Source organism: Staphylococcus sp. HMSC077D08 (genome assembly GCF_001837945.1).
GTDB classification, from domain to species: domain Bacteria; phylum Bacillota; class Bacilli; order Staphylococcales; family Staphylococcaceae; genus Staphylococcus; species Staphylococcus epidermidis.
On sequence record NZ_KV834759.1, the window covers coordinates 43,625 to 63,704 of the forward strand.

A 20,080-nucleotide genomic window follows, 5' to 3' on the forward strand; every position below is an offset into this window, starting at 1 on the left:
CAATAAATAGTGTATTTTAAAATGCACTTTTCTGCAGATTTTAATTTGAATAAATTTAGAAAAAGGAAGTAGGACAAATAATAATATCCTGCTCCCTTTTTTATTTCCATGTATCGTCGGGATTTTGAAAATCTGATTTGCGCATTCTAGAGACATATGGATTGCCTTTAACAGTAAAACGTAGTGGTTTATTTGTCCATTCTCCTTTATTAGGAATACCTATTCGACCACTTTCTACAATAGTTTTTGGATATTTGCGATGATTGGTATCTATAGATAATTTACAGTCATTTAAGGTTGAGCCATCAATTGACCGTGGAATATTGAAAGCTTTAGTCCACTTTCCTGGACCATTAGTGAGCTCGTATCCAGATTTTCCACGATTGACGTTCATAGCGCCGATACCTTCATCTGGTTCAATAGCACGAATAAGTACACCTTCTGGAATGCCCTCAGTCCGTGTAACAAAGTTTATTAATAAATGCGTATGCATCACATGTGCATATATCGTGCCACCTTTTTTATATAAAGATGTCACTTTTGGCGTTATTTTGCCACCAAAACCATGTGCTGCTTTATCTTGTATACCTAAATAAGCTTCAGTTTCTACAATATATCCAGTATATGTTTGATAATCATCTTGGTATATAATTTTAACACCTAATAAAGCTTTTGCAGTTTGAGTTGTCTGCTGATTTATAAAGTCCAAATATATCATCTCTCTTTTTTATTAAAAGAATTTACTTAAAAAATTGTAAATTGAAATATTATGTTTTATATTACTATTTTTATTTAAAATACTTTTTGTTATACTTTCATTATGAGTTTTAATAGAAATAAACTCTTTTTAATGTAACAAATAATGTATTGATTTAAAACACTTGTTTTAATGACAAAATGAAAAGGAGTATATCTAATGAGAGAAAAAGTTAGATTTACACAAGCTTTTAAATTATTTTGGACTAACTATTTTAATTTTAAAGGGCGCTCACGTAGAAGTGAGTATTGGTTTGCTATGTTATGGCATTTAATTTTTATGATTCCTGCAATTATTGGTTACGCTTTTGGATTTATCTTTTTAATATCAAGTGAAACTTTTAAAAGTGAAGGATTTATCTTGTTGGGGGTAGGAATTTTAATCTTTTCTTTAATTTATATTTTTATTTATAGTTTAGTTACATTAATACCTAATGTTGCGATATTATCAAGAAGATTCCATGATCGCTCAATGACGATGACTCTTCCGATTATTTTTTATGTTTTCACTATCATTGTATCTGCTTTTAATTATATATTAAATATAGATAATTCAGCGGTATTAATATTTATGGGAATTATCTGCTTAATCTACTGGATTGGGTCGATATTAATATTAGTATTGACTTGCTTAGATAGTAAAACAGAGTCTAATAAATATGGACCAAGTCCAAAGTACAATTGCAACGAGACAAATTTCCATGGTGATAATGCTAATCCAGTTGATAAATAAAATTTAAACAATAATATAGCCCGAGACAATCATGATTGTCTCGGGTACTTTAATTGTATTGATAGTTTTTGATTGAATTGAAAATGTTCATGTATTCAGCGTAAGCATTATCAAGTAGTTATTAATCCTTGTATGCCTTTATATGTATTTTAGCTCTTTTGTTGTCGTTCCTCTGATAACAAAAGCTCAAGTTAAGCTTTAATTATCAAGTTTAGTTATTTTTGTGATACTTATTTTGTTCTTCATGCTATATGATGATAGAAAAATACATGTTTATAGAAAACCAGAATTTATTAAACGTCATTAAGTCAATAAAAAACAACGAGTTTAGCTTAAGATTAATTTCGCTATATATTTGCTGATTCATATCACTGTGGAACTTCTTATGCATCGACGTCCTATTGCATCAATGCTGACATGTTTATTCATTTCAACTTTAATCATGGTATCGGTGATTAAAATTAAACGTCTTGAAAGGGATAACAACTTAAATCAAATATGATAATTCAGGATATTGACGACCTAATAAATCATGTAGTTCACAATATTTATGGTAAAGTGGTTCATATGCTTGAACTTTTTGGAATTCAGGTTCTTGTATATAAGCTATAGGTTGCTTCATAGATAATGCCGCCTCTTTTAATGTACTATATGCGTTACCAACAGTTGCACCTAACATCGCTGCACCTAATGCTGAAGCATTAGACGAATCTAAGACGACAACCTTTTTATTTAAGACATTTGCATAAATTTCAACGAGTAATTTACTCTTTTGTGGGATACCGCCAGATGCATATACTGTATGAACAGGGATATGATTATCTTCAAATTGTTTCATAATTAATTTTGTTCCAAATGCTGTAGCTTCAATATATGCTCGATGAATCATTTCATATGGTGTTTGAAGTGTAAGACCAAAGATACTTCCAGTTAGATGGCTATTACTTAGTATACTACGATTTCCATTCAACCAATCTAAAACAACAACATGTTGTTCTTCTATTTTAATATGACTTGCTAATTCTTCTAAATAGTTAAGCACAGGCATATGATGTTCATTTGCTTTATCCACAATATGTTTAGGTGCTTGGTTCTTTGAGTATTCGAACAAATCACCGACAGCTGGTTGACCAGCTTCATAGGCATATAATCCAGGTATAATAGCATTTTTAACTGAGCCAGTTATAGAAGAAATGGGTACTTGCTTTGAATCTAACATGAGATGACAAGTACTTGTACCAATGACTGCAGTGAATTCTCCAGCTTCTATTGCCCCAACACCTAAGACGCCAGAATGTGCATCTATGATAAAAGGTGAAACCTGGACATCTTGAGAAAGCCCCCATATCTGTTGATAGTCTTTACATAAACGACCTGCACTTTTTCCAATTGATATGATTGGCGCTTCACATTTTTCTTTGACGATTTTAGGTAAATCAGGATCCACGCTATGGAAGAACTCGTAATTAAATCCTGCATCATTGTCCCAAAAACCTTTAAAGCCAATACCACAATTTGATCGTACATTTGAATTTGTTAGTATACTAGTAATGTAATCTCCAGCTTCCATTATATACCGTGCTCTTCTAAGAATTTCTGGTGCTTCATGTTTAACTTCCATGATTTTCGGTATCATCCATTCGCTATTTACGCTTGAGCCATAATAATCTAACCAATTTTTATTCTTACTCATCTGAATCATATGGTTTGCCTCATCTTGAGCTCCATGATGTTTCCATAATTTTACGTACGCGTGTGGATTTGTCTTTAAATCTTCATGACGATGAAGCGGTTCAAATTGTTCATCGAGAAAGATAATTGTACTGCTTGTAAAGTCGACTCCAATACCAACCACATTGTTTTTATTAACTTTACTATCTTCTAATACAAATTGAACACCTTGTTCAAGAATTTGTAAATAGTCGTCAGCATTTTGTAAGAAGTAGTTTTCAGGTAACGGTTTATCATATAATGAGTTCATATAAGTTCCGTTCGCATAGTTTTCCTCATATCTTGATATGATATGTCCGTTGGATGTGTCAGCTAATATCACCCTTCCAGAAGCGGTTCCAAAATCAATTCCTATACTATAACTCATGTGTATGCCTCCTATATATAGCGTAATTGTAATCAATCATATTGTTCTGAGTCGACGATTTGATGTTTAAGTATAGTTTACATGAATGTAAGTGTTTACAAAAATAATAATTATATTTTCGAATCATCTGACATACAATTTATTTACGTTAATTGCCGAAATCTATGGAATATTACAAGAAAAAGTGTAACAATATGTAAGTGAAACACTGTTGATAAAAGTTGAATTTAAAAAGTCTTATATTGCTATTTTAAAGTATAAAGTGTTTGATTTGTTTAGCCAAAAAGCTACCCCTTTTATGGCGAACGTCTTAAAAAATCAGGGAATTGAAAGTAATGTAAGACTTTGAACGTTCTTCTATGTAAAAATTTGTCCAATTAAAAGCAGATGTTCTTATATCATTATTAACTTTTAAATCAATCGCTAGGCTGGCGATTATAAATACAAATCAAATTGATATAAGTAAGTAATTATAAACACTGTTAACTAAGGTGATGAGGGGAATTAGGACAGGTGAGATAGAGGCCTTTAGTCATTGAAATATAGTTAGAAGGGCGTTAATTTTACAAGGTTGAAAGGGAGATTATGTAATGATATCTAAAGTTGAACATCAAAGACACGGTTTAGATTTAATTAAAATTGATAATGACGATACGAAAATTGTATTTACAAACTATGGTGCAAGAATTGTTTCTTGGAAATACCATGATAACAATATCGTTTTGGGGAATGTAGTAGAAGCAGATGAATTTTATTTTGAAGAACCTTTTAATTTTGGTGCTACGATAGGTCGCTATGCAGGTAGAATTGAAAATGCATCATTTAAATTAGATGATGATACTTTTCAAATAGAATCAAATGATGGTCAACATCATTTGCATGGGGGCAGTCATGGATTAAATAGACGTATTTTTGATTATGAAATAGTTGATGATATTGGACAAGTAAAGATTATATTCACAACAACGATTAAAGAAGAAGAGGACAATTATCCTGGAGATATGATGGTAAAGGTTATTCACACTTATGATGCCAATCATCGATGGTCCGTACAATATGAGGCAAAATCAACAAAAAAAACAGTATTTAATCCTTCAAATCATGTTTATTTTAATTTGAATCGTGATAACAATGTTGTGTATAACCACTGTATTAATAGTTCAGAATTAAAAATGTATATGTTAAATGATAAACATATTGTTAAAGAGGAGCAATCTCTTGATTTACATCGATTATTGGGTACAAAAAAAGTCTATTTAAAAGATATTTTTGAAAGTGACAATGAAACTTTGCAACAACAAATTAATCATTATAATGGCATTGATCATCCTTTCGAATTTGGTGGAAATGAGCTTACCATTGATAATTCTGAATTTGAACTTAATATTAAGACTGATATGCCTCACTTTGTAATGTTTACGTTTAATAATCCACAAGTTTGGAACAATGATTTTAATATTTATAAGGCGCATTCTGGATTTTCCATCGAAACTCAATATATGCCTAATGATATAAATATGTACGGCGCCAAAGCTCAGTCTATTTTAGAGGCAGATACATTATTTACATCTAAAACAAGTTTTCAAATTCATGAAAAGTAGTATTTTTATGATGATGATCATCATTCATTGCAATACATATGAGAGTCTGAGCTTAAAAGTTTCAGACTCTTTTTAAACTACTTATCGTCAGAATTAATGAATTTTCTATTTTCGGCACGCGTTTTCATTTTCTGTAGTTTTTCCTTTCGATCAGGTGAAAGATAAGGATTTCGAAGAGCATGATAAATTAATCTTAAATTATCACGCTCATTATAGAATAGATGATTTAAGTCTTTCACAGATAGACGTGAGTTTGATTCTGCCTTTTTAATGAGTTTTAAATTATCACTCTGATGTACATATCCTTCTTTTATAACTCTAAAATAAAATCCAGTTTTACCAGATTGCGACATTTTTTGAACTAAATTAGGTATTGCATATTTAGCTTGAATTTTCCAACAAGGTTCTCGTATATCTGATACTTCTATGATTGTATCGCCTAGTTGATACTGATTACCAAAATAAACATCGGCTTCATCTAGATGTTCAACTGTCAAATTCTCACCAAACATTGCATATTCAGGTAATTGATGTAAGTCATCTTTAAATAATTGATAATTAGATTTACTAAAACAACATATCGCTTTATGTATACCACCATGTTTATGATAGGCTTGTTCATCGTCCACGAACCCAAGTCGATTGAGCCACATTTGACCTTTAAAAGGAATTTTGTTTAACGCTGATTGCATTGGTTTATAGTTACCATAAGACAATGTTTCTATTTTGCCAATAGATATGGCATTCACTTTAATCATGTATATCACGACCTTTTAATTTATAAGCTATTATCAAGTGTTGATACAAATAGTTTAACAATAAAATGAAATGATTAATATGAAATCAAAAATGAGGTATGTTAAAAAATTGAATCTCATGTAGAATATAATTAGATACTTTTATGAAGAGGAGAGCAACGACCCATGAAAGATGCAAAAGAGCTAAAATTGATGACCTTAGAAGATGTACTTGGTCAAATTGAAAATGGTATGACACTAGGAATAGGAACAGGGAGCACAATTGAATTATTAATTCCCCAAATTGCTGAATTAATTCAGCAAAAGAATTATACAATTACCGGCGTCTGCACTTCTAATAAAACAGCATTTTTAGCTAAAGAATTAGCTATGAATATAGTTGATGTAAATGATGTTGAGAAAATCGACTTAGCAATAGATGGCGCTGATGAAGTAGACAGTGCGCTTAACCTTATTAAAGGCGGTGGTGGAGCCTTATTTAGGGAAAAGGTCATAGATGAAATGGCTGACCGATTTGTCGTTGTTGTAGATGAAAGTAAACTCGTCAACTATTTAGGAGAAACATTTGCATTACCAGTTGAAGTCGATAAATTTAATTGGTACCAAGTTGCCAAAAAAATTGAGTGTACTTATGATATTCATGTAAACAGAAGAATTAATGAAGATGTACCTTTTATTACCGACAATGGTAATTACATATTAGATTGTTCATTGCAAAATCGAATTTCTGCTTATGAGCTACACGAATTTTTAATTCATTTAACTGGTGTTCTTGAAACAGGATATTTCCTCAATATTGCCGATCAAGTAATAGTAGGAACACAAGAAGGCGTAAAAATATTAAATAAAGAGACTTAGCCATTATATTAAGCTGAAAAAATTAATCTGAGATAGAGCATTTGTGTTAAAGTGATTACCTTACACAGGCAATACATAATAGAGTTGTAAAGACATGAATGACATACAATCTTATCATAGTCATTGAGTCCTCTAATTTTTAATAAAGTTAGTTCAATAACTGATTTGTGCTGAACTCCGAAAATGTAAGATTGTATGTTAATTTTTGTTTTCTATGTTATTGATTGAGGCAAGCATTTTTATTTTGTTTAAATTCAATTTTGTTATAAACGTTAATATCAATTTATCTAATTGATGTAAGACATCAATTAATTTTTTAAGAAAAAGTTTATTGGTGTTTTAGTAATAATTTTTGAAAAAATAGTTAGGTCTTTAGCTGGGGTAAAAGGAGGTTTTATTTTGAAAGTTTTTTTATATTTCATTTACTTTTTCGTTGCGTTTTTTGTTGTTGATTCTTTAATTAGCTTGGTATTTCCAATTGAATTTGATGTGTATACAAATTTAATTACTGCATTCTTTTTTGCAGTTTTTATGACACCATTATTTTTTGTATTAAAACAAGACAAAAACAAAAAATAGAATAAAGATATATAATGGAAAAATTGATAGATACTGAGAAGAATATTTAAGCGTAAAAATGTTATGGTGTTTAAATATTACGATTAATAAAGTAATATGGATGAATTTAATATCCTGCTAATGCAAACCCTAGTAAGTAGATTAAGATTCTAAATGCAAAAGCAGTTATCATCTTAATAGTTCTAATGAAACACAATAAATTATCTTTAATCAATATAGCGAATGTATATTGATTGTTACTTAAATTGATAGATATGAAAAAGCCAGTCCAATGATTAAGGTGTCGAACGTAATCATTAGACTGGCTTATTTATGCATTTTAATACTAAAATCAAACTTTTAGAGTGCGAATCATTAATACAAGATTTATTTTAAAGTATCAATTATTACTGTGATTTATCTGTGTCGGCTTTATGATCTTCAACTTCGTGAATTTCATCTTTAACATCGTTGACAACTGATGAGTGTCTATCTTCGGTATAAGTTGAATGATCTCTAAGCTTATCATTGTGATTTGTATCCGTTTCTTTATTAACTGAAGAGGCGTCTTCTTTATAATCAGAAGTAGCAATCGCATCGTCACTCTTATTAGGTTTCTTTGATTGATATTTGTCATTATCAATTTCTTGTTGCTTTGTTTCATCTTTAGATGATACATCATGATCTGAAGTTGAAGAGGTGTCTTCTTGACTTGGTTCTTCATCTTGAATATGAGATAAATAATTATTAGGATCAACTTCGTCTAAACTTTGTTTCGTCGTTTTATAAACAATAGCACGAATGATGAGACTAAGAATAATAAATGAAACACCCACAATTGTTGTAGAAAGTGCAATGACTTTCATTGAGAAAAGGTCGCCTGTTTCTTCACTAAATAAAAAGACGAGAGCAAAAGTCATGGATGCGTGAAAGGCAGTTGCAATATAAATTGTACGACCATTAGTAGCTCTAATTAATTCACCAATAATCATTGAAAACATGAATGTATATAAGAAATGGTATCCGGCGTATTCTACACCATATGTCGTATTAGCTGTAAATACTGAATAAATAAGACCAACAACAATACTCGCAAAAAATGTATTCATTCTTGTTTCAAGAATATTTTGTAAGTAAGAACGGAAACCAAACTCCACTACAAAAGCCATTAAAATATGACCAATTAGTATAGTTAGTAATGATACTGATAAATCTGAAGTTTGTAATAGGATGAAACTATCAGCATAAGTATTAAAGCTAAACAAGCCGATCATTAAAATGATAAGTGGTAGAATGAGTGCTAAAAGTAGACGCTCAATCACCTTTAAACTGATAGAAAATTTCAATCCTGCTAATTGTTCTTTTCTGTGTTTAAATATTAATATGCACACAATTGCAGCTATGAAAGGAGCTAAATCTTTAATGCTAAAGACAAAACGTTTCACTCCGATAGTCGCTTGAAAATCTCTGAGTATCACGGACAATGCCATTGTAATAACGAAAAATACAAAGACCATCATAGCCCATTGGAACCCAGAAAATCTAGAGTTTTTCATTGTATGTAACCTCCATTAGGTAACAAGCTTAAATTGATTTATTTACAATTATACATCTTACAAGCATATGTTTAAATTGTCTATTTTAATTATAATCAAAATGTAATAGTCTTGAATCATTTTGTTAGCTAATCGTAAATAATTTTATCATTATATGGGTATGTTAAAAGAGCAAGCATTGATAAAGAAAAATTCAATAGTTATACTTTAATTAACTTAACTGATAAAAATTCAAGGGGGATATATCATGTATCAACTTGCGCAATCTAATCTATGGACAGGTCGTTTAGATAGTGAAACTGATCCTACACAATTTAGGCATTTCCAAACTGTTAAATTCGGTGATTTAAGTCAATTAGATTTTTCGGAGAAACACAAAGGCGTGGGCTTATTAGGATATGCAATTGATAAAGGAGTAGAATTAAACAAAGGACGTGTAGGTGCAAAAGAAGGCCCCAATGCCATTAAGCGAGCTTTTGCTGGATTGCCAGATTTGAATCAATGTGAAGAGATTATAGACTATGGTAATGTAGAACACAATCATGAGTTGCTAATAGATACACAGCGCGAATTCGCAGACCTTGCTGCTAAGTCTATGAAACGACATAAACAAACATTTTTACTTGGTGGTGGTCATGATATAGCATATGCACAATATTTAGCTACTCGTAAAGTTTTTCCTGAGTCGTCAATAGGTGTGATTAATATAGATGCGCACTTTGACACACGTGATGAGGATTATTCAACCTCTGGTACTAGTTTTAGACAAATTCTAGAAGAAGATGATAATGCAGATTATTTAGTGTTAGGTATATCTCAAGGTGGTAATACACAAGCTTTATTTAATTATGCTAAAGAAAAAGATATTCAATTTGTATATGCAGATGAATTACTACATCAGGTGTCTCCCCCTATTAAAGATATGATAGAACGTTTTATCCATAATCATGATACGGTTATGTTCACAATTTGCATGGATGTAGTAGATAGTGCATTTGCACCAGGAGTAAGTGCACCAGCTGTCCTAGGTATATATCCACATACAGTTTTCGAACTTGCTAAACGTGTCATTCCAAGTGAAAAAGTAAAATCTATAAGTATAGCTGAAATGAATCCAACGTATGATTCAGATCAAAGAACTGCTAAATTAGTTGCTAATTTAGTACATCATTGTTTAATTTAAAGTTAGAAGTCGTCATGTAAAAATTTAATAAATTTAGATATACTTAGTTTCAAAATGCCTGTGATATTCGTTGATGTCTCGGGCATTTTGACGTTTTTTGACAGTTTATGACTGAATAAGAAATGGTGTGTTAGTCACAAATTAAAATGTCATACTTGTTATCGTAATAGGAATAACCATTTATTGTGAAGATTGTTCATTTCACTATGAAAGAGAATTTTTAATGCATGTTTATCATATATTCCAGTAATCTAAGCAGTAACTAATGAGACATGTAACTGTTTCAACATGTTTTCGCTTTTTTAAATAATTTTAATAAACTAGCTCTTAAAAACGTTGAATATTTAGAATTTTCCGATAAAATGTTAAGATAACTTTACTAAAATTGACAATTAAGTTAATTAAAAGAATGCTAAATCACAAGTTAAGCATATGAATAAATTAGAAGTGTGAGAAAGGGCTGAGCAATATATGACAAATTATTCTACTTATGTAAATTGGAGAAGAACGTTTCATCAATATCCTGAACTTTCAGATGAAGAATATGAAACTACAGAAACGTTACGGAAAATACTCAAAAGTTATGGTATACGTATACTGGATGTCCCTTTAAAAACAGGTTTAGTAGCAGAAATTGGGCAAGGAGAGGAAATGATAGCGGTAAGAACAGATATTGATGCTTTGCCTATAGAAGAACAAGTGAAGCATGAATTTACATCAAAGCATCATGGTGCAATGCATGCATGTGGTCATGATATTCATATGGCAAGTATATTAGCTACTGGTACTCAACTAAAAGAGATTGAAGATGAATTAAATGGACGCGTTCGATTAATATTTCAACCTGCTGAAGAATTAGGACATGGTGCATTTGAAATTATAAATACTGGAGTACTTAAAGGAGCTAAAGCAGTACTTGGTTTTCATAATTATCCCACTTTAAAAGTTGGTGAATTTGCTATTAAATCGGGTGCAATTACCTCTGCTGTAGATCGTTTTGAGTTTAATGTTAAAGGTAAAGGTGCGCATGCTGCAAAACCTGAGCAAGGAAACGATCCAGTCATCGTTGTAGGACAACTTATCAATAGTTTACAAACTATTGTGAGTCGAAATTTATCAGCTTTTGATAGTGCAGTTGTAACAATCGGTGAAATTTCTTGTGGTAACACATGGAATGTTATAGCTGACAAAGCTTATATACAGGGCACTGTTCGGTCATTCGATGAGGATAAACGTCATTATATTGAAAATAGGATGAAAAATATTGCTGATGGTTTAAGTCGTGTTTTTAATGTGGATATTGATTTAACTTATTCAAGACTACCTGGTGCAGTAGTAAATGATGCACATCTAACACAAGAAGCAATAGAGGTCGCTAAAAATGTTGGCTATCATGTATCAATGCTCGACGAACCGGTTACTATTGGAGAGGATTTCTCAGGTTATACAGAAGAATACCCCGGTGTTTTCGCATTTATTGGCTCCGACAGTAAATTTGATTTACATCATCCTAATTATCATCCGGATGAGCGTATTTTGGAAAAAGTTCCTCAATATTTCGTACAGCTTGTTCAACGTTTATTGACATAATTTGTGATTTCATATTTTCTATGATTAAACGTACATGATAACTGGGTATACAGAAAGCATTAAATGAATTAGGAGATGATTTGAAATGTCAGCTCAAGATCCGCGCAATAAATTTAAAACTGATAATTATGAAAAACAAGAACAAGAAGTTCCAGGTATACAAGCTAAAATGTCACCACAACCAGATTGTGGGGAAGATTCTTATCACGGCCACCATCGATTAGATGGCTTTAAAATACTAGTGACTGGTGGCGATTCAGCAATTGGACGTGCGGCAGCAATTGCTTATGCTAAAGAAGGTGCAGATGTAGCGATTAATTATTTACCAAGTGAACAACAAGATGCCGATGATGTAAAACAGATCATTGAAAATGTTGGGCAAAAAGCTATCTTAATTCCTGGTGATATTAGAGATGAACAATTCAACTATGACATGGTTGAAGAGGCTTATCAGCAATTAGGTGGTTTAGACAATGTAACGTTGGTTGCTGGTCATCAACTTTATCAAGATGAATTATCGGAGTTTAAAACTCAAGATTTTACTGAAACGTTTGAAACGAATGTCTATCCGGTATTTTGGACAGTCCAAAAAACGCTTGAGTATTTACAACCAGGAGGGTCAATTACAACAACATCTTCAGTTCAAGGTTATAATCCTAGTCCAATTCTTCATGATTATGCTGCAACGAAAGCTGCAATTATATCTTTAACAAAGAGTTTTTCAGCCGAATTGGGTCCTAAAGGTATTCGTGTTAACTGTGTTGCGCCTGGACCGTTTTGGTCACCACTTCAAATTGTCGGTGGCCAACCACAAAGCGCTATACCTACTTTTGGGCAAAACACACCGTTAGGACGTGCTGGTCAGCCTGTTGAATGTGCTGGGACATATGTGTTATTAGCGTCTGATGATGCAAGTTATATTACCGGTCAAGTATATGGTGTGACTGGTGGAACTCAAATAGATTAACTAACTATAGCATATTAATTAGTATATATTTTTCAAAGTGAAAGCACGACGAAGGTGCTAAACATCTTACAAAACTCTACAGTTTAATATAAGATTTGTTTATGATAATAAGCGCCTAGGACAAATATCAATGTCCTAGGTTTTCTTATCTTAAAGGCAAACAGTGATTCAATTGAATATACGATTTTCTTTAACTCTTTTTAATCTTGTCTACAAAGGGACAACAATAGTTAAATAGTAAATTTTATATTTTAAATAAAAATTGATTGGATTGATTGATAGTGAAAAAAATAAAAGCTGAAACACTTTCAGATATGCAAAATTACAAATTACTTAGTGGAAGTATTATACCTAGGCCGATAGCATTTGTAACTACTCAAAATTTAAAAGGGGATGTCAACGCAGCCCCGTTTAGTTTTTTTAATGTAGTTAATCATACACCACCTATGATTGCAATTGCTGTTCAACGTACAAATGGAAATAGAAAAGACACCTCAATAAATATAGAACAATCAGGTGAGTTTGCAGTGCATATTACTGATGAGGCTATTGTTAATGATGTGAATGAAACTGCTGCCCCGTTAAAATATGGTGTTAATGAACTTAAAAGAACCTCTCTAAGTATGATTGATTCTGATTTAATTAAAGTTCCAGCAATCAAAGAAGCAAAAGTAAGGTTTGAGTGTAAGCTTCATCAAATAGTACAATTGGGCAACAAAGATAACGGGAGTGATTTGATAATTGGTGAAATTGTCATGTACCATATCGATGAAGAGGTTTATTTTGAAGATAGTAAAATTGATGCAAATCAATTAAATCCGGTAGCTAGGTTAGCTGGAAATGATTACACTTTGTTAGGTCAAACATTTACGGTTAATCGGCCTACCTCATAAAGTTAAAAATACATATGCAAATCTCATTTTAAGGGTGTCATTGATGAAAGCATATCTATATAAATTCATGCCATTGCTCATTTTCGTCATAGGACTGATTATCTTTTACGTTTTTAATGATTATCCCACATTGTTACATGTCATAGTGATTATTGCTTTTATAACGAATGGATTGAAAAATGTATATTTTGTTAATAATAATATTAGAAATCATATGATATGGGTGAGCCCTAGACTCGATCGTATCCTTGGTATGCTTTCGGGCATACTATATTCTGGTATTTACGTGGTTGGCTTTATAAAGCAACAGCCTTTATGGATAGTGATACTTATTCTAGTATCAACAGTGGGTACTGCGGTTTTATTAGAAACAAAATTACATATTACATCACATCAATTAGAGGAGACGTTATCATCTGAACGGATAAAACGTAAAGTAATATCAAGACATAATGCACAACGTCTTAAGTGTATATTTTTTACTGTGATTGTTGTAGTAATCATTTCAATGCTCATATCATTATATTTAAAGTTGATGGTTATTTTTGGACTTGCAGTAGCGATTTTTATCTTAGCATCAATAAGTGTGGCTATTTTCGAAAAATACTTTACTATTATTGAAAACATGTAAACTATTATTAAAATATTTAAAATAATAAGTGTTGACGTTATTGCAAATATCTTGTAACGTTAAACACAATTCAATAACTTATCAAGAGAAGTGGAGGGACTGGCCCAAAGAAGCTTCGGCAACATTGTATCATGTGCCAATTCCAGTAACCGAGAAGGTTAGAAGATAAGGTTAAACACGACGTTAACTGAGACTGGGGCATGATTACGTGTCCTGGTTTTTTATTTTTGAGTTATTGATTAAATAGATAGGAATTTTTTAGTATAAAATCTATCAATCCATTATACGGGAAAGTAGGTTAGATTATGAAAGAGATGAAGAATGGCAATGCTTGGGCATTAATTCCTTTATTGTTATTTGTCTTACTATTTCTAGGTGTTGGTATTATTTCTGGTGATTTTACCACTATGCCATTAAATGTTGCTATTACAATTACTGTTATTGTTGCCTTACTGATGAACCGCAAGGAAACTTTTGCAAAAAAAGTAGAGGTATTTACAAAAGGTGCAGGTCACTCTAATATCATTTTGATGATGCTTATTTTTATCCTTGCTGGAGCTTTTTCGACGACTGCTGAAAAAATGGGTGGCGTGTCATCTACAGTTAATTTAGGCTTATCACTTATTCCTCAAAATTTAATAATTGTTGGACTATTTATTATTTGTATGTTTGTATCAATTTCAATGGGAACTTCTGTCGGCACAGTTGCAGCTATTGCACCAGTAGGTTTTGGATTTGCACAAGCAACAGATGTACCAGCTGCATTAGCCATGGCAACAGTTGTTGGGGGAGCGATGTTTGGTGATAATCTATCTATGATTTCTGATACCACTATTGCAGCAGTAAGAACACAAAAAACAAAAATGAGTGATAAATTTAAAGTCAATTTTAAAATTGTATTACCAGGTGCGATTATTACAATCATTATTTTATTCTTTTTAACAAATGGTATTTCCATAGATCATACTAAAAACTATGATTATAATTTAATTAAAGTTATACCATACTTGTTAGTTTTGATTCTTGCGTTAGTTGGTATTAATGTAATTATTGTATTAATAGGAGGTACTGTATTAGCCGGTATAATTGGACTGATTGATGGTTCTTTTGGTTGGAATGGCCTTTTAAATGCTATTTCTAAAGGGATTATCGGAATGGAAGATATTGCTATGATTGCATTGCTTATAGGCGGTCTAGTAGGAATTATTCAACATAATGGTGGTATTGATTGGTTGCTTAATTTTGTAAGGTCAAAAGTAAAATCAAAGCGTGGTGCAGAACTAGGTATAGCGAGTTTAGTGAGTGCAGCTGACATTTCAACAGCAAATAATACAATTTCTATTATTATGGCTGGACCATTAGCTAAAAATATTGCTGATGAATATGATGTCGATCCAAGGAAATCAGCAAGTATATTAGATATCTTTGGTGGGTGTTTTCAAGGATTATTACCATACAGCCCGCAAGTGATTTCAGCAGCAGGTGTAGCCGGAATTTCCCCATTCCTAATGTTACAATATAGTATTTATCCAATATTATTAGGTGTTTGTGGATTAGTAGCAATTATTTTAAGAGTACCTCGTTTAAATCAATCGTCAAAGAAATAACATACGACCCATAGTATATATTGGCTGTCAACAATCTTATGATTGTTGACAGTTTTATAATGATTCTTTGATACTCACCATCTGTATCTTATTTTTAAGTTGAGTATCAAGCAATTTAGAATAGTAGTAAAATGTTGATAAGGACAAGACTATACACTCAATCTTGAATTTAAAAAGTTAAAAATCACTAAAATTATAAGTTTTATTTAATATAATTTAATTTTATAGGGCTCAAAGTTTGTGACCTAGCTCAAATACGTTAAAATAGTATTAAGAGTGAAAGTAGGTGAAATGAAATGGCAAAATATAATGTGGAAAATGAATATGTTGAAATCGACATTGAGAGATTACTTAAATATACACCAGAGGTCGTTTATGAGGCATGGACAAAAACAGATATCTTAAAAAAATGGTTTATGACCACACAACGCACGAATAAATCGTTTGATGCAGATATTCAAGAGGGAGGAAAGTATCGCATCATTGATAGTAGAAATGGTAAACAAAACATCATAGAAGGTACATATGAAGAGTTAGTTTTAGATGAATATATCAAGATGACGATTGGAATGCCAGGACTAAGTGAGGAAGAGGATGTCATTGAAGTAGAGTTCTTTGAAAGAGAGAATGGCGGGACTCAAATGTTCTTTTACTATCGCTCTTTTATTGAAAAGGAAAGACGTTTAACAACATTAGAATATAAGCAAAAGAAAAAAGAATATCATGATTCAACAGCACATGGATTTGAATTGATGATTGATCAAATGCAAAATGTGATAGATGAAATTGAGGAACAGCGTCATAACTAAACTAAAAAGCCTGGGACAACAAAAGTTGTTGTTCCAGGCTTTTTAACGTTTTAATAGTCATTGTCTAAGTTGAAAATGGAAATGCCAAATAATATTTATATGTAAAGTGAGAATTGCATTCAATGATAATGATGACTCACTTTCCTATGTTAATTCATGATTCTCTTTATATTCGTTATATTTTCTTAGTAGTGTTTCAAAGAAAATGTGATAACTAATAAAACTGGAATAATCGATACCATCGTTTAAATAGAAGGTATTGCTTGAAACATAGACATTGTAATCAGCTTGTTGTGCCAATGTATTGTCCTTCATTGTTGTTACGGAAATAAAATATTTTTGTCTCAGTTGAAGCAATTGTGTGACTTCTTTAAGTTGATGTGTTTCGCCAGAAAGTGAAATAATGAAAAACAAATCTTCAGGAATTGTCTTGTTTAACACCATCTTTAGTTCATGAACATCATGTAACAATATAATATTTTTATGCATAGTCAACAGTATACGTTGTGCTTCTTCAGCGACATTCATCTGTGCACGTCCAGTACCATATAAGTATATTGTTGTAGCATGATGCATTTTGTTAGTTAATAAACGATAATCAATACGTTCTAAATAGTTGAATGTATTTTCAATTTCTTGTTTAAATTGCTCCATAGAATCAGAAGGAAGTTGATGATTCTTATTATCTTCAAATTTTAAAAAGGATTTAAAATCACTATAACCATCAAAACCTAGTTTACGAGTGAAGCGATGAATCGTAGCATTTGAAGCATGTGTCTGTGAGGCCAAATCTTGTATTTTCATATTTTTACAAACATCTATATGTGTATTAACATAATGTGCAATTTGTATATCATTATCATTTAATTGATCGAAATTAGAGTTTACTCGTTCATCTAAAATCATCTTAACACCTCATCATTGAAAATATTTTCTTTATATGAAAATATAATCTAATTATACAAAAATGTTTCAAAGTGCGTCAACGTCATTGTCATTATGTAAGCGTTTACTATATATTGATAATAACTTATTAAATAAAGAGCAATAAAGGTAAACATATATTAGTTATCATAGTTAAGGGAAGAGGGAGGTATTCAAAAATGAATGCAATTAAACGATTTGGTAGTGCAATGATAGTACCAGTTTTAATGTTTGCTTTCTTCGGTATTGTTTTGGGATTCGCTACATTATTTAAAAATCCAACCATCATGGGAGGCTTAGCTGAACAGCATACATTTTGGTTTAAATTTTGGTCTGTTATTGAATCAGGTGGTTGGGTAATATTTACACATATGGAAATTGTCTTTGTAGTTGGTTTACCGTTATCTCTTGCTAAAAAAGCTCCAGGACATGCAGCTTTAGCAGCTCTAATGGGATATTTAATGTTTAATACTTTTATCAATGCAATTTTAACTCAATGGCCACATACTTTTGGCGCTAATTTAAAAAAAGGTGTAGAAAACACAACAGGATTAAAATCGATTGCAGGTATTGAAACGTTAGATACCAATATTTTAGGTGCAATCATTATATCAGGAATAATAACGTGGATACATAATAGATATTACAGTAAGCGTTTACCTGAAATGTTAGGTGTATTTCAAGGATTAACATTCGTTGTAACAATCTCTTTCTTTGTCATGCTACCAGTGGCAGCAATCACATGTGTTGTTTGGCCAACGATTCAACACGGTATTGCTTCAATTCAATATTTTATTGTTGCATCAGGATATATAGGTGTTTGGTTATATCATTTCTTAGAACGTGTACTAATACCTACAGGATTGCATCATTTTATCTATGCACCAATCGAAGTAGGTCCAGTAGTTGTTAATCATGGTTTGAAAGCAGAATGGTTGCAACACTTAAATCAGTTTGCCGAAAGTAACAAACCACTTAAAGAACAATTTCCATATGGTTTTATGTTGCAAGGAAATGGCAAAGTTTTTGGTTGCCTAGGTATAGCATTGGCAATGTATGCAACTACACCAAAAGAAAATCGTAAAAAAGTTGCTGCATTATTAATACCAGCAACACTTACGGCAGTAGTAGCTGGTATTACAGAACCACTTGAATTTACTTTCTTATTTATTGCGCCATTTTTATTCGTATTACATGCACTACTAGCAGCAACTATGGATACACTGATGTATGGATTTGGTGTCGTAGGTAATATGGGTGGCGGTGTACTAGATTTTATAGCAACTAACTGGATACCTTTAGGAAAAGCACATTGGATGACATATGTCTTTCAAGTAGTAATTGGTCTAATCTTTGTTGCGATTTACTACTTCTTATTTAAATATTTAATTTTAAAATTTGATATTCCATTACCAGGACGTAAGAAAGGTGAAGAAGAAGTCAAATTATTTTCTAAACAAGATTATAATGATAAAAAAGGAGAGTCAACTCGCAATCATTCACCTAATAGTGAATATGAAGAAAAGGCGATGTACTACCTAGAAGGTCTTGGAGGAAAAGAAAATATTAAAGACGTTACAAATTGTACGACTCGCCTACGTTTAACTGTTAAAGACGAAAGTAAAGTTCAAGAAAGTGCCTATTTTACACATAATCAAATGTCTCATGGTTTAGTAAAAAGCGGCAAGAGTGTTCAAGTTGTCGTTGGAATGTCTGTACCTCAGGTAAGAGAAGCGTTTGAAAATATTGTAAATGATGATCTATCTTAGAAATAAAGTAACTCCCAAAATAATTCAATTAGAGATTATTTTGGGAGTTTTTGAATTTATATTTGTAAATAAGTTATTCTTGCTTATATATTCTATCTTTCTATTTATGAAATGCGTGCTTTATGTAGCATCTTTGCTCTATAACTTGCTGATAGGATATCAATATTACGCGTTGCAATAGTTTGAAGCAGCTTTGTGAAAATCTCAGGAGGACATGTGACGCTTGCGCAATTATTATTTAATGTATAATTTACATTGTGATGATTCACAAACATATTCATAATATCAATGACTTTATCTTTAATGAAGGCATCTTGTAAACCATCGATTGCTAAATCAAAGCGCTTAATAGATTGGTAAAGTTGTTCTGAATCAAGAAGTTCATTTACACGGCTGGGTAAAAGTATTTGATAAATAGCATAATTGTGGAAACTTAAGAAACTTATCAGATAAGGTAGTTGTTGCTTGGGGAGGCTAACTTCCAATGCGAACACATCGTTTTGCTTAATGATAGAATACTGAAAGGATTCACAAAAAGTAATTTCTTTACATAAATGTATTAATTTTTTTCGCGTTGAGCGAGATTTCAAACCTGCAACATTAATGATGTAGGTTTCAAATTTATCAATCAACATATGGGGACCTCCAATCGTTAACAATATATGTGTGGAAATGATATGAATGCTTATATTTTATACGCTGTTCGTTTAAATAAATTGTACCACTCTTTTTTTTTAGAATCACTAAGACTTTTGATTGAAGTTGAAAGAATTATAGTTATCTTATTTC

The 20,080-nt window shown here is 31.6% G+C and carries 18 protein-coding genes and 1 riboswitch; of the genes, 12 read left to right on the forward strand and 6 right to left on the reverse strand.

Annotated elements, in window-relative coordinates; all coding sequences use genetic code 11:
* Nucleotides 1-100 precede the first annotated feature (100 nt).
* A complete protein-coding gene (locus HMPREF2663_RS04335) occupies nucleotides 101-709 on the reverse strand; it encodes a DNA-3-methyladenine glycosylase (protein WP_002457274.1) in 609 nt (202 codons plus the stop codon).
* 207 nt (nucleotides 710-916) lie between these two features.
* On the opposite strand from HMPREF2663_RS04335, the gene HMPREF2663_RS04340 reads away from it, so the two are divergent.
* Nucleotides 917-1,489 (forward strand): DUF805 domain-containing protein, encoded by a 573-nt coding sequence (locus tag HMPREF2663_RS04340; RefSeq protein ID WP_002447243.1) that lies wholly within the window; start codon nucleotides 917-919, stop codon nucleotides 1,487-1,489.
* A 487-nt stretch (nucleotides 1,490-1,976) separates the two neighbouring features.
* Here the strand turns inward: HMPREF2663_RS04340 and HMPREF2663_RS04345 are convergent, their stop codons facing one another.
* Nucleotides 1,977-3,587, reverse strand: a complete 1,611-nt coding sequence (locus HMPREF2663_RS04345; protein WP_070845862.1) for a ribulokinase — start codon at nucleotides 3,585-3,587, stop codon at nucleotides 1,977-1,979.
* A gap of 590 nt (nucleotides 3,588-4,177) precedes the next feature.
* Here HMPREF2663_RS04345 and HMPREF2663_RS04350 point away from each other — a divergent pair.
* Nucleotides 4,178-5,188, forward strand: coding sequence for an aldose epimerase family protein (locus HMPREF2663_RS04350; protein ID WP_070845864.1), 1,011 nt, complete (start codon nucleotides 4,178-4,180; stop codon nucleotides 5,186-5,188).
* A 77-nt stretch (nucleotides 5,189-5,265) separates the two neighbouring features.
* Here HMPREF2663_RS04350 and HMPREF2663_RS04355 read toward each other — a convergent pair whose 3' ends face one another.
* Nucleotides 5,266-5,946, reverse strand: a complete 681-nt coding sequence (locus HMPREF2663_RS04355; protein ID WP_020360894.1) for an MOSC domain-containing protein — start codon at nucleotides 5,944-5,946, stop codon at nucleotides 5,266-5,268.
* Nucleotides 5,947-6,111: 165 nt separating this feature from the next.
* Between HMPREF2663_RS04355 and HMPREF2663_RS04360 the strand changes: the two genes are divergently transcribed.
* Together HMPREF2663_RS04360 and HMPREF2663_RS12860 are read left to right on the forward strand one after the other, a co-directional pair.
* Nucleotides 6,112-6,804 carry a ribose 5-phosphate isomerase A gene (locus HMPREF2663_RS04360; protein WP_049386488.1) on the forward strand — a complete coding sequence of 231 codons (693 nt, stop codon included), beginning with the start codon at nucleotides 6,112-6,114 and terminating at the stop codon, nucleotides 6,802-6,804.
* 399 nt (nucleotides 6,805-7,203) lie between these two features.
* Complete coding sequence (locus HMPREF2663_RS12860; RefSeq protein ID WP_002447249.1) at nucleotides 7,204-7,383, forward strand: hypothetical protein; 180 nt, start codon at nucleotides 7,204-7,206, stop codon at nucleotides 7,381-7,383.
* A 386-nt stretch (nucleotides 7,384-7,769) separates the two neighbouring features.
* Here the strand turns inward: HMPREF2663_RS12860 and HMPREF2663_RS04370 are convergent, their stop codons facing one another.
* The gene (locus HMPREF2663_RS04370) at nucleotides 7,770-8,918 is read right to left on the reverse strand and encodes a peptidoglycan release complex CPBP-like subunit SdpC (protein ID WP_002447250.1); all 1,149 of its coding nucleotides are present in this window, start codon (nucleotides 8,916-8,918) and stop codon (nucleotides 7,770-7,772) included.
* Nucleotides 8,919-9,165: 247 nt separating this feature from the next.
* Here HMPREF2663_RS04370 and hutG point away from each other — a divergent pair, with 247 nt between their 5' ends.
* From hutG to HMPREF2663_RS04405, 7 genes are all read left to right on the forward strand, one after another.
* Nucleotides 9,166-10,101 (forward strand): formimidoylglutamase, encoded by a 936-nt coding sequence (hutG, locus tag HMPREF2663_RS04375; RefSeq protein WP_002490789.1) that lies wholly within the window; start codon nucleotides 9,166-9,168, stop codon nucleotides 10,099-10,101.
* Between the two features lie 471 nt (nucleotides 10,102-10,572).
* Nucleotides 10,573-11,691, forward strand: coding sequence for an amidohydrolase (locus HMPREF2663_RS04380; RefSeq protein ID WP_002490809.1), 1,119 nt, complete (start codon nucleotides 10,573-10,575; stop codon nucleotides 11,689-11,691).
* An 85-nt stretch (nucleotides 11,692-11,776) separates the two neighbouring features.
* Nucleotides 11,777-12,658, forward strand: coding sequence for an SDR family oxidoreductase (locus HMPREF2663_RS04385; RefSeq protein ID WP_070592456.1), 882 nt, complete (start codon nucleotides 11,777-11,779; stop codon nucleotides 12,656-12,658).
* A 281-nt stretch (nucleotides 12,659-12,939) separates the two neighbouring features.
* Nucleotides 12,940-13,551: a flavin reductase family protein gene (locus HMPREF2663_RS04390; RefSeq protein ID WP_070845866.1), complete on the forward strand. Its 612-nt coding sequence runs from the start codon at nucleotides 12,940-12,942 to the stop codon at nucleotides 13,549-13,551.
* A 43-nt stretch (nucleotides 13,552-13,594) separates the two neighbouring features.
* The gene (locus HMPREF2663_RS04395; protein WP_070845868.1) at nucleotides 13,595-14,182 is read left to right on the forward strand and encodes a hypothetical protein; all 588 of its coding nucleotides are present in this window, start codon (nucleotides 13,595-13,597) and stop codon (nucleotides 14,180-14,182) included.
* Nucleotides 14,183-14,257: 75 nt separating this feature from the next.
* Nucleotides 14,258-14,354, forward strand: a riboswitch (SAM riboswitch).
* 133 nt (nucleotides 14,355-14,487) lie between these two features.
* Complete coding sequence (locus HMPREF2663_RS04400) at nucleotides 14,488-15,789, forward strand: Na+/H+ antiporter NhaC family protein (protein ID WP_001831611.1); 1,302 nt, start codon at nucleotides 14,488-14,490, stop codon at nucleotides 15,787-15,789.
* Between the two features lie 296 nt (nucleotides 15,790-16,085).
* A complete protein-coding gene (locus HMPREF2663_RS04405) occupies nucleotides 16,086-16,598 on the forward strand; it encodes an SRPBCC family protein (RefSeq protein WP_002457260.1) in 513 nt (170 codons plus the stop codon).
* Nucleotides 16,599-16,742: 144 nt separating this feature from the next.
* Here the strand turns inward: HMPREF2663_RS04405 and HMPREF2663_RS04410 are convergent, their stop codons facing one another.
* Complete coding sequence (locus HMPREF2663_RS04410; RefSeq protein WP_070845869.1) at nucleotides 16,743-17,504, reverse strand: MurR/RpiR family transcriptional regulator; 762 nt, start codon at nucleotides 17,502-17,504, stop codon at nucleotides 16,743-16,745.
* Nucleotides 17,505-17,701: 197 nt separating this feature from the next.
* Between HMPREF2663_RS04410 and HMPREF2663_RS04415 the strand changes: the two genes are divergently transcribed.
* Nucleotides 17,702-19,291 (forward strand): alpha-glucoside-specific PTS transporter subunit IIBC, encoded by a 1,590-nt coding sequence (locus HMPREF2663_RS04415; RefSeq protein ID WP_002475782.1) that lies wholly within the window; start codon nucleotides 17,702-17,704, stop codon nucleotides 19,289-19,291.
* 104 nt (nucleotides 19,292-19,395) lie between these two features.
* Here the strand turns inward: HMPREF2663_RS04415 and HMPREF2663_RS04420 are convergent, their stop codons facing one another.
* Nucleotides 19,396-19,926: a hypothetical protein gene (locus HMPREF2663_RS04420; protein WP_002457258.1), complete on the reverse strand. Its 531-nt coding sequence runs from the start codon at nucleotides 19,924-19,926 to the stop codon at nucleotides 19,396-19,398.
* Nucleotides 19,927-20,080: the final 154 nt, after the last annotated feature.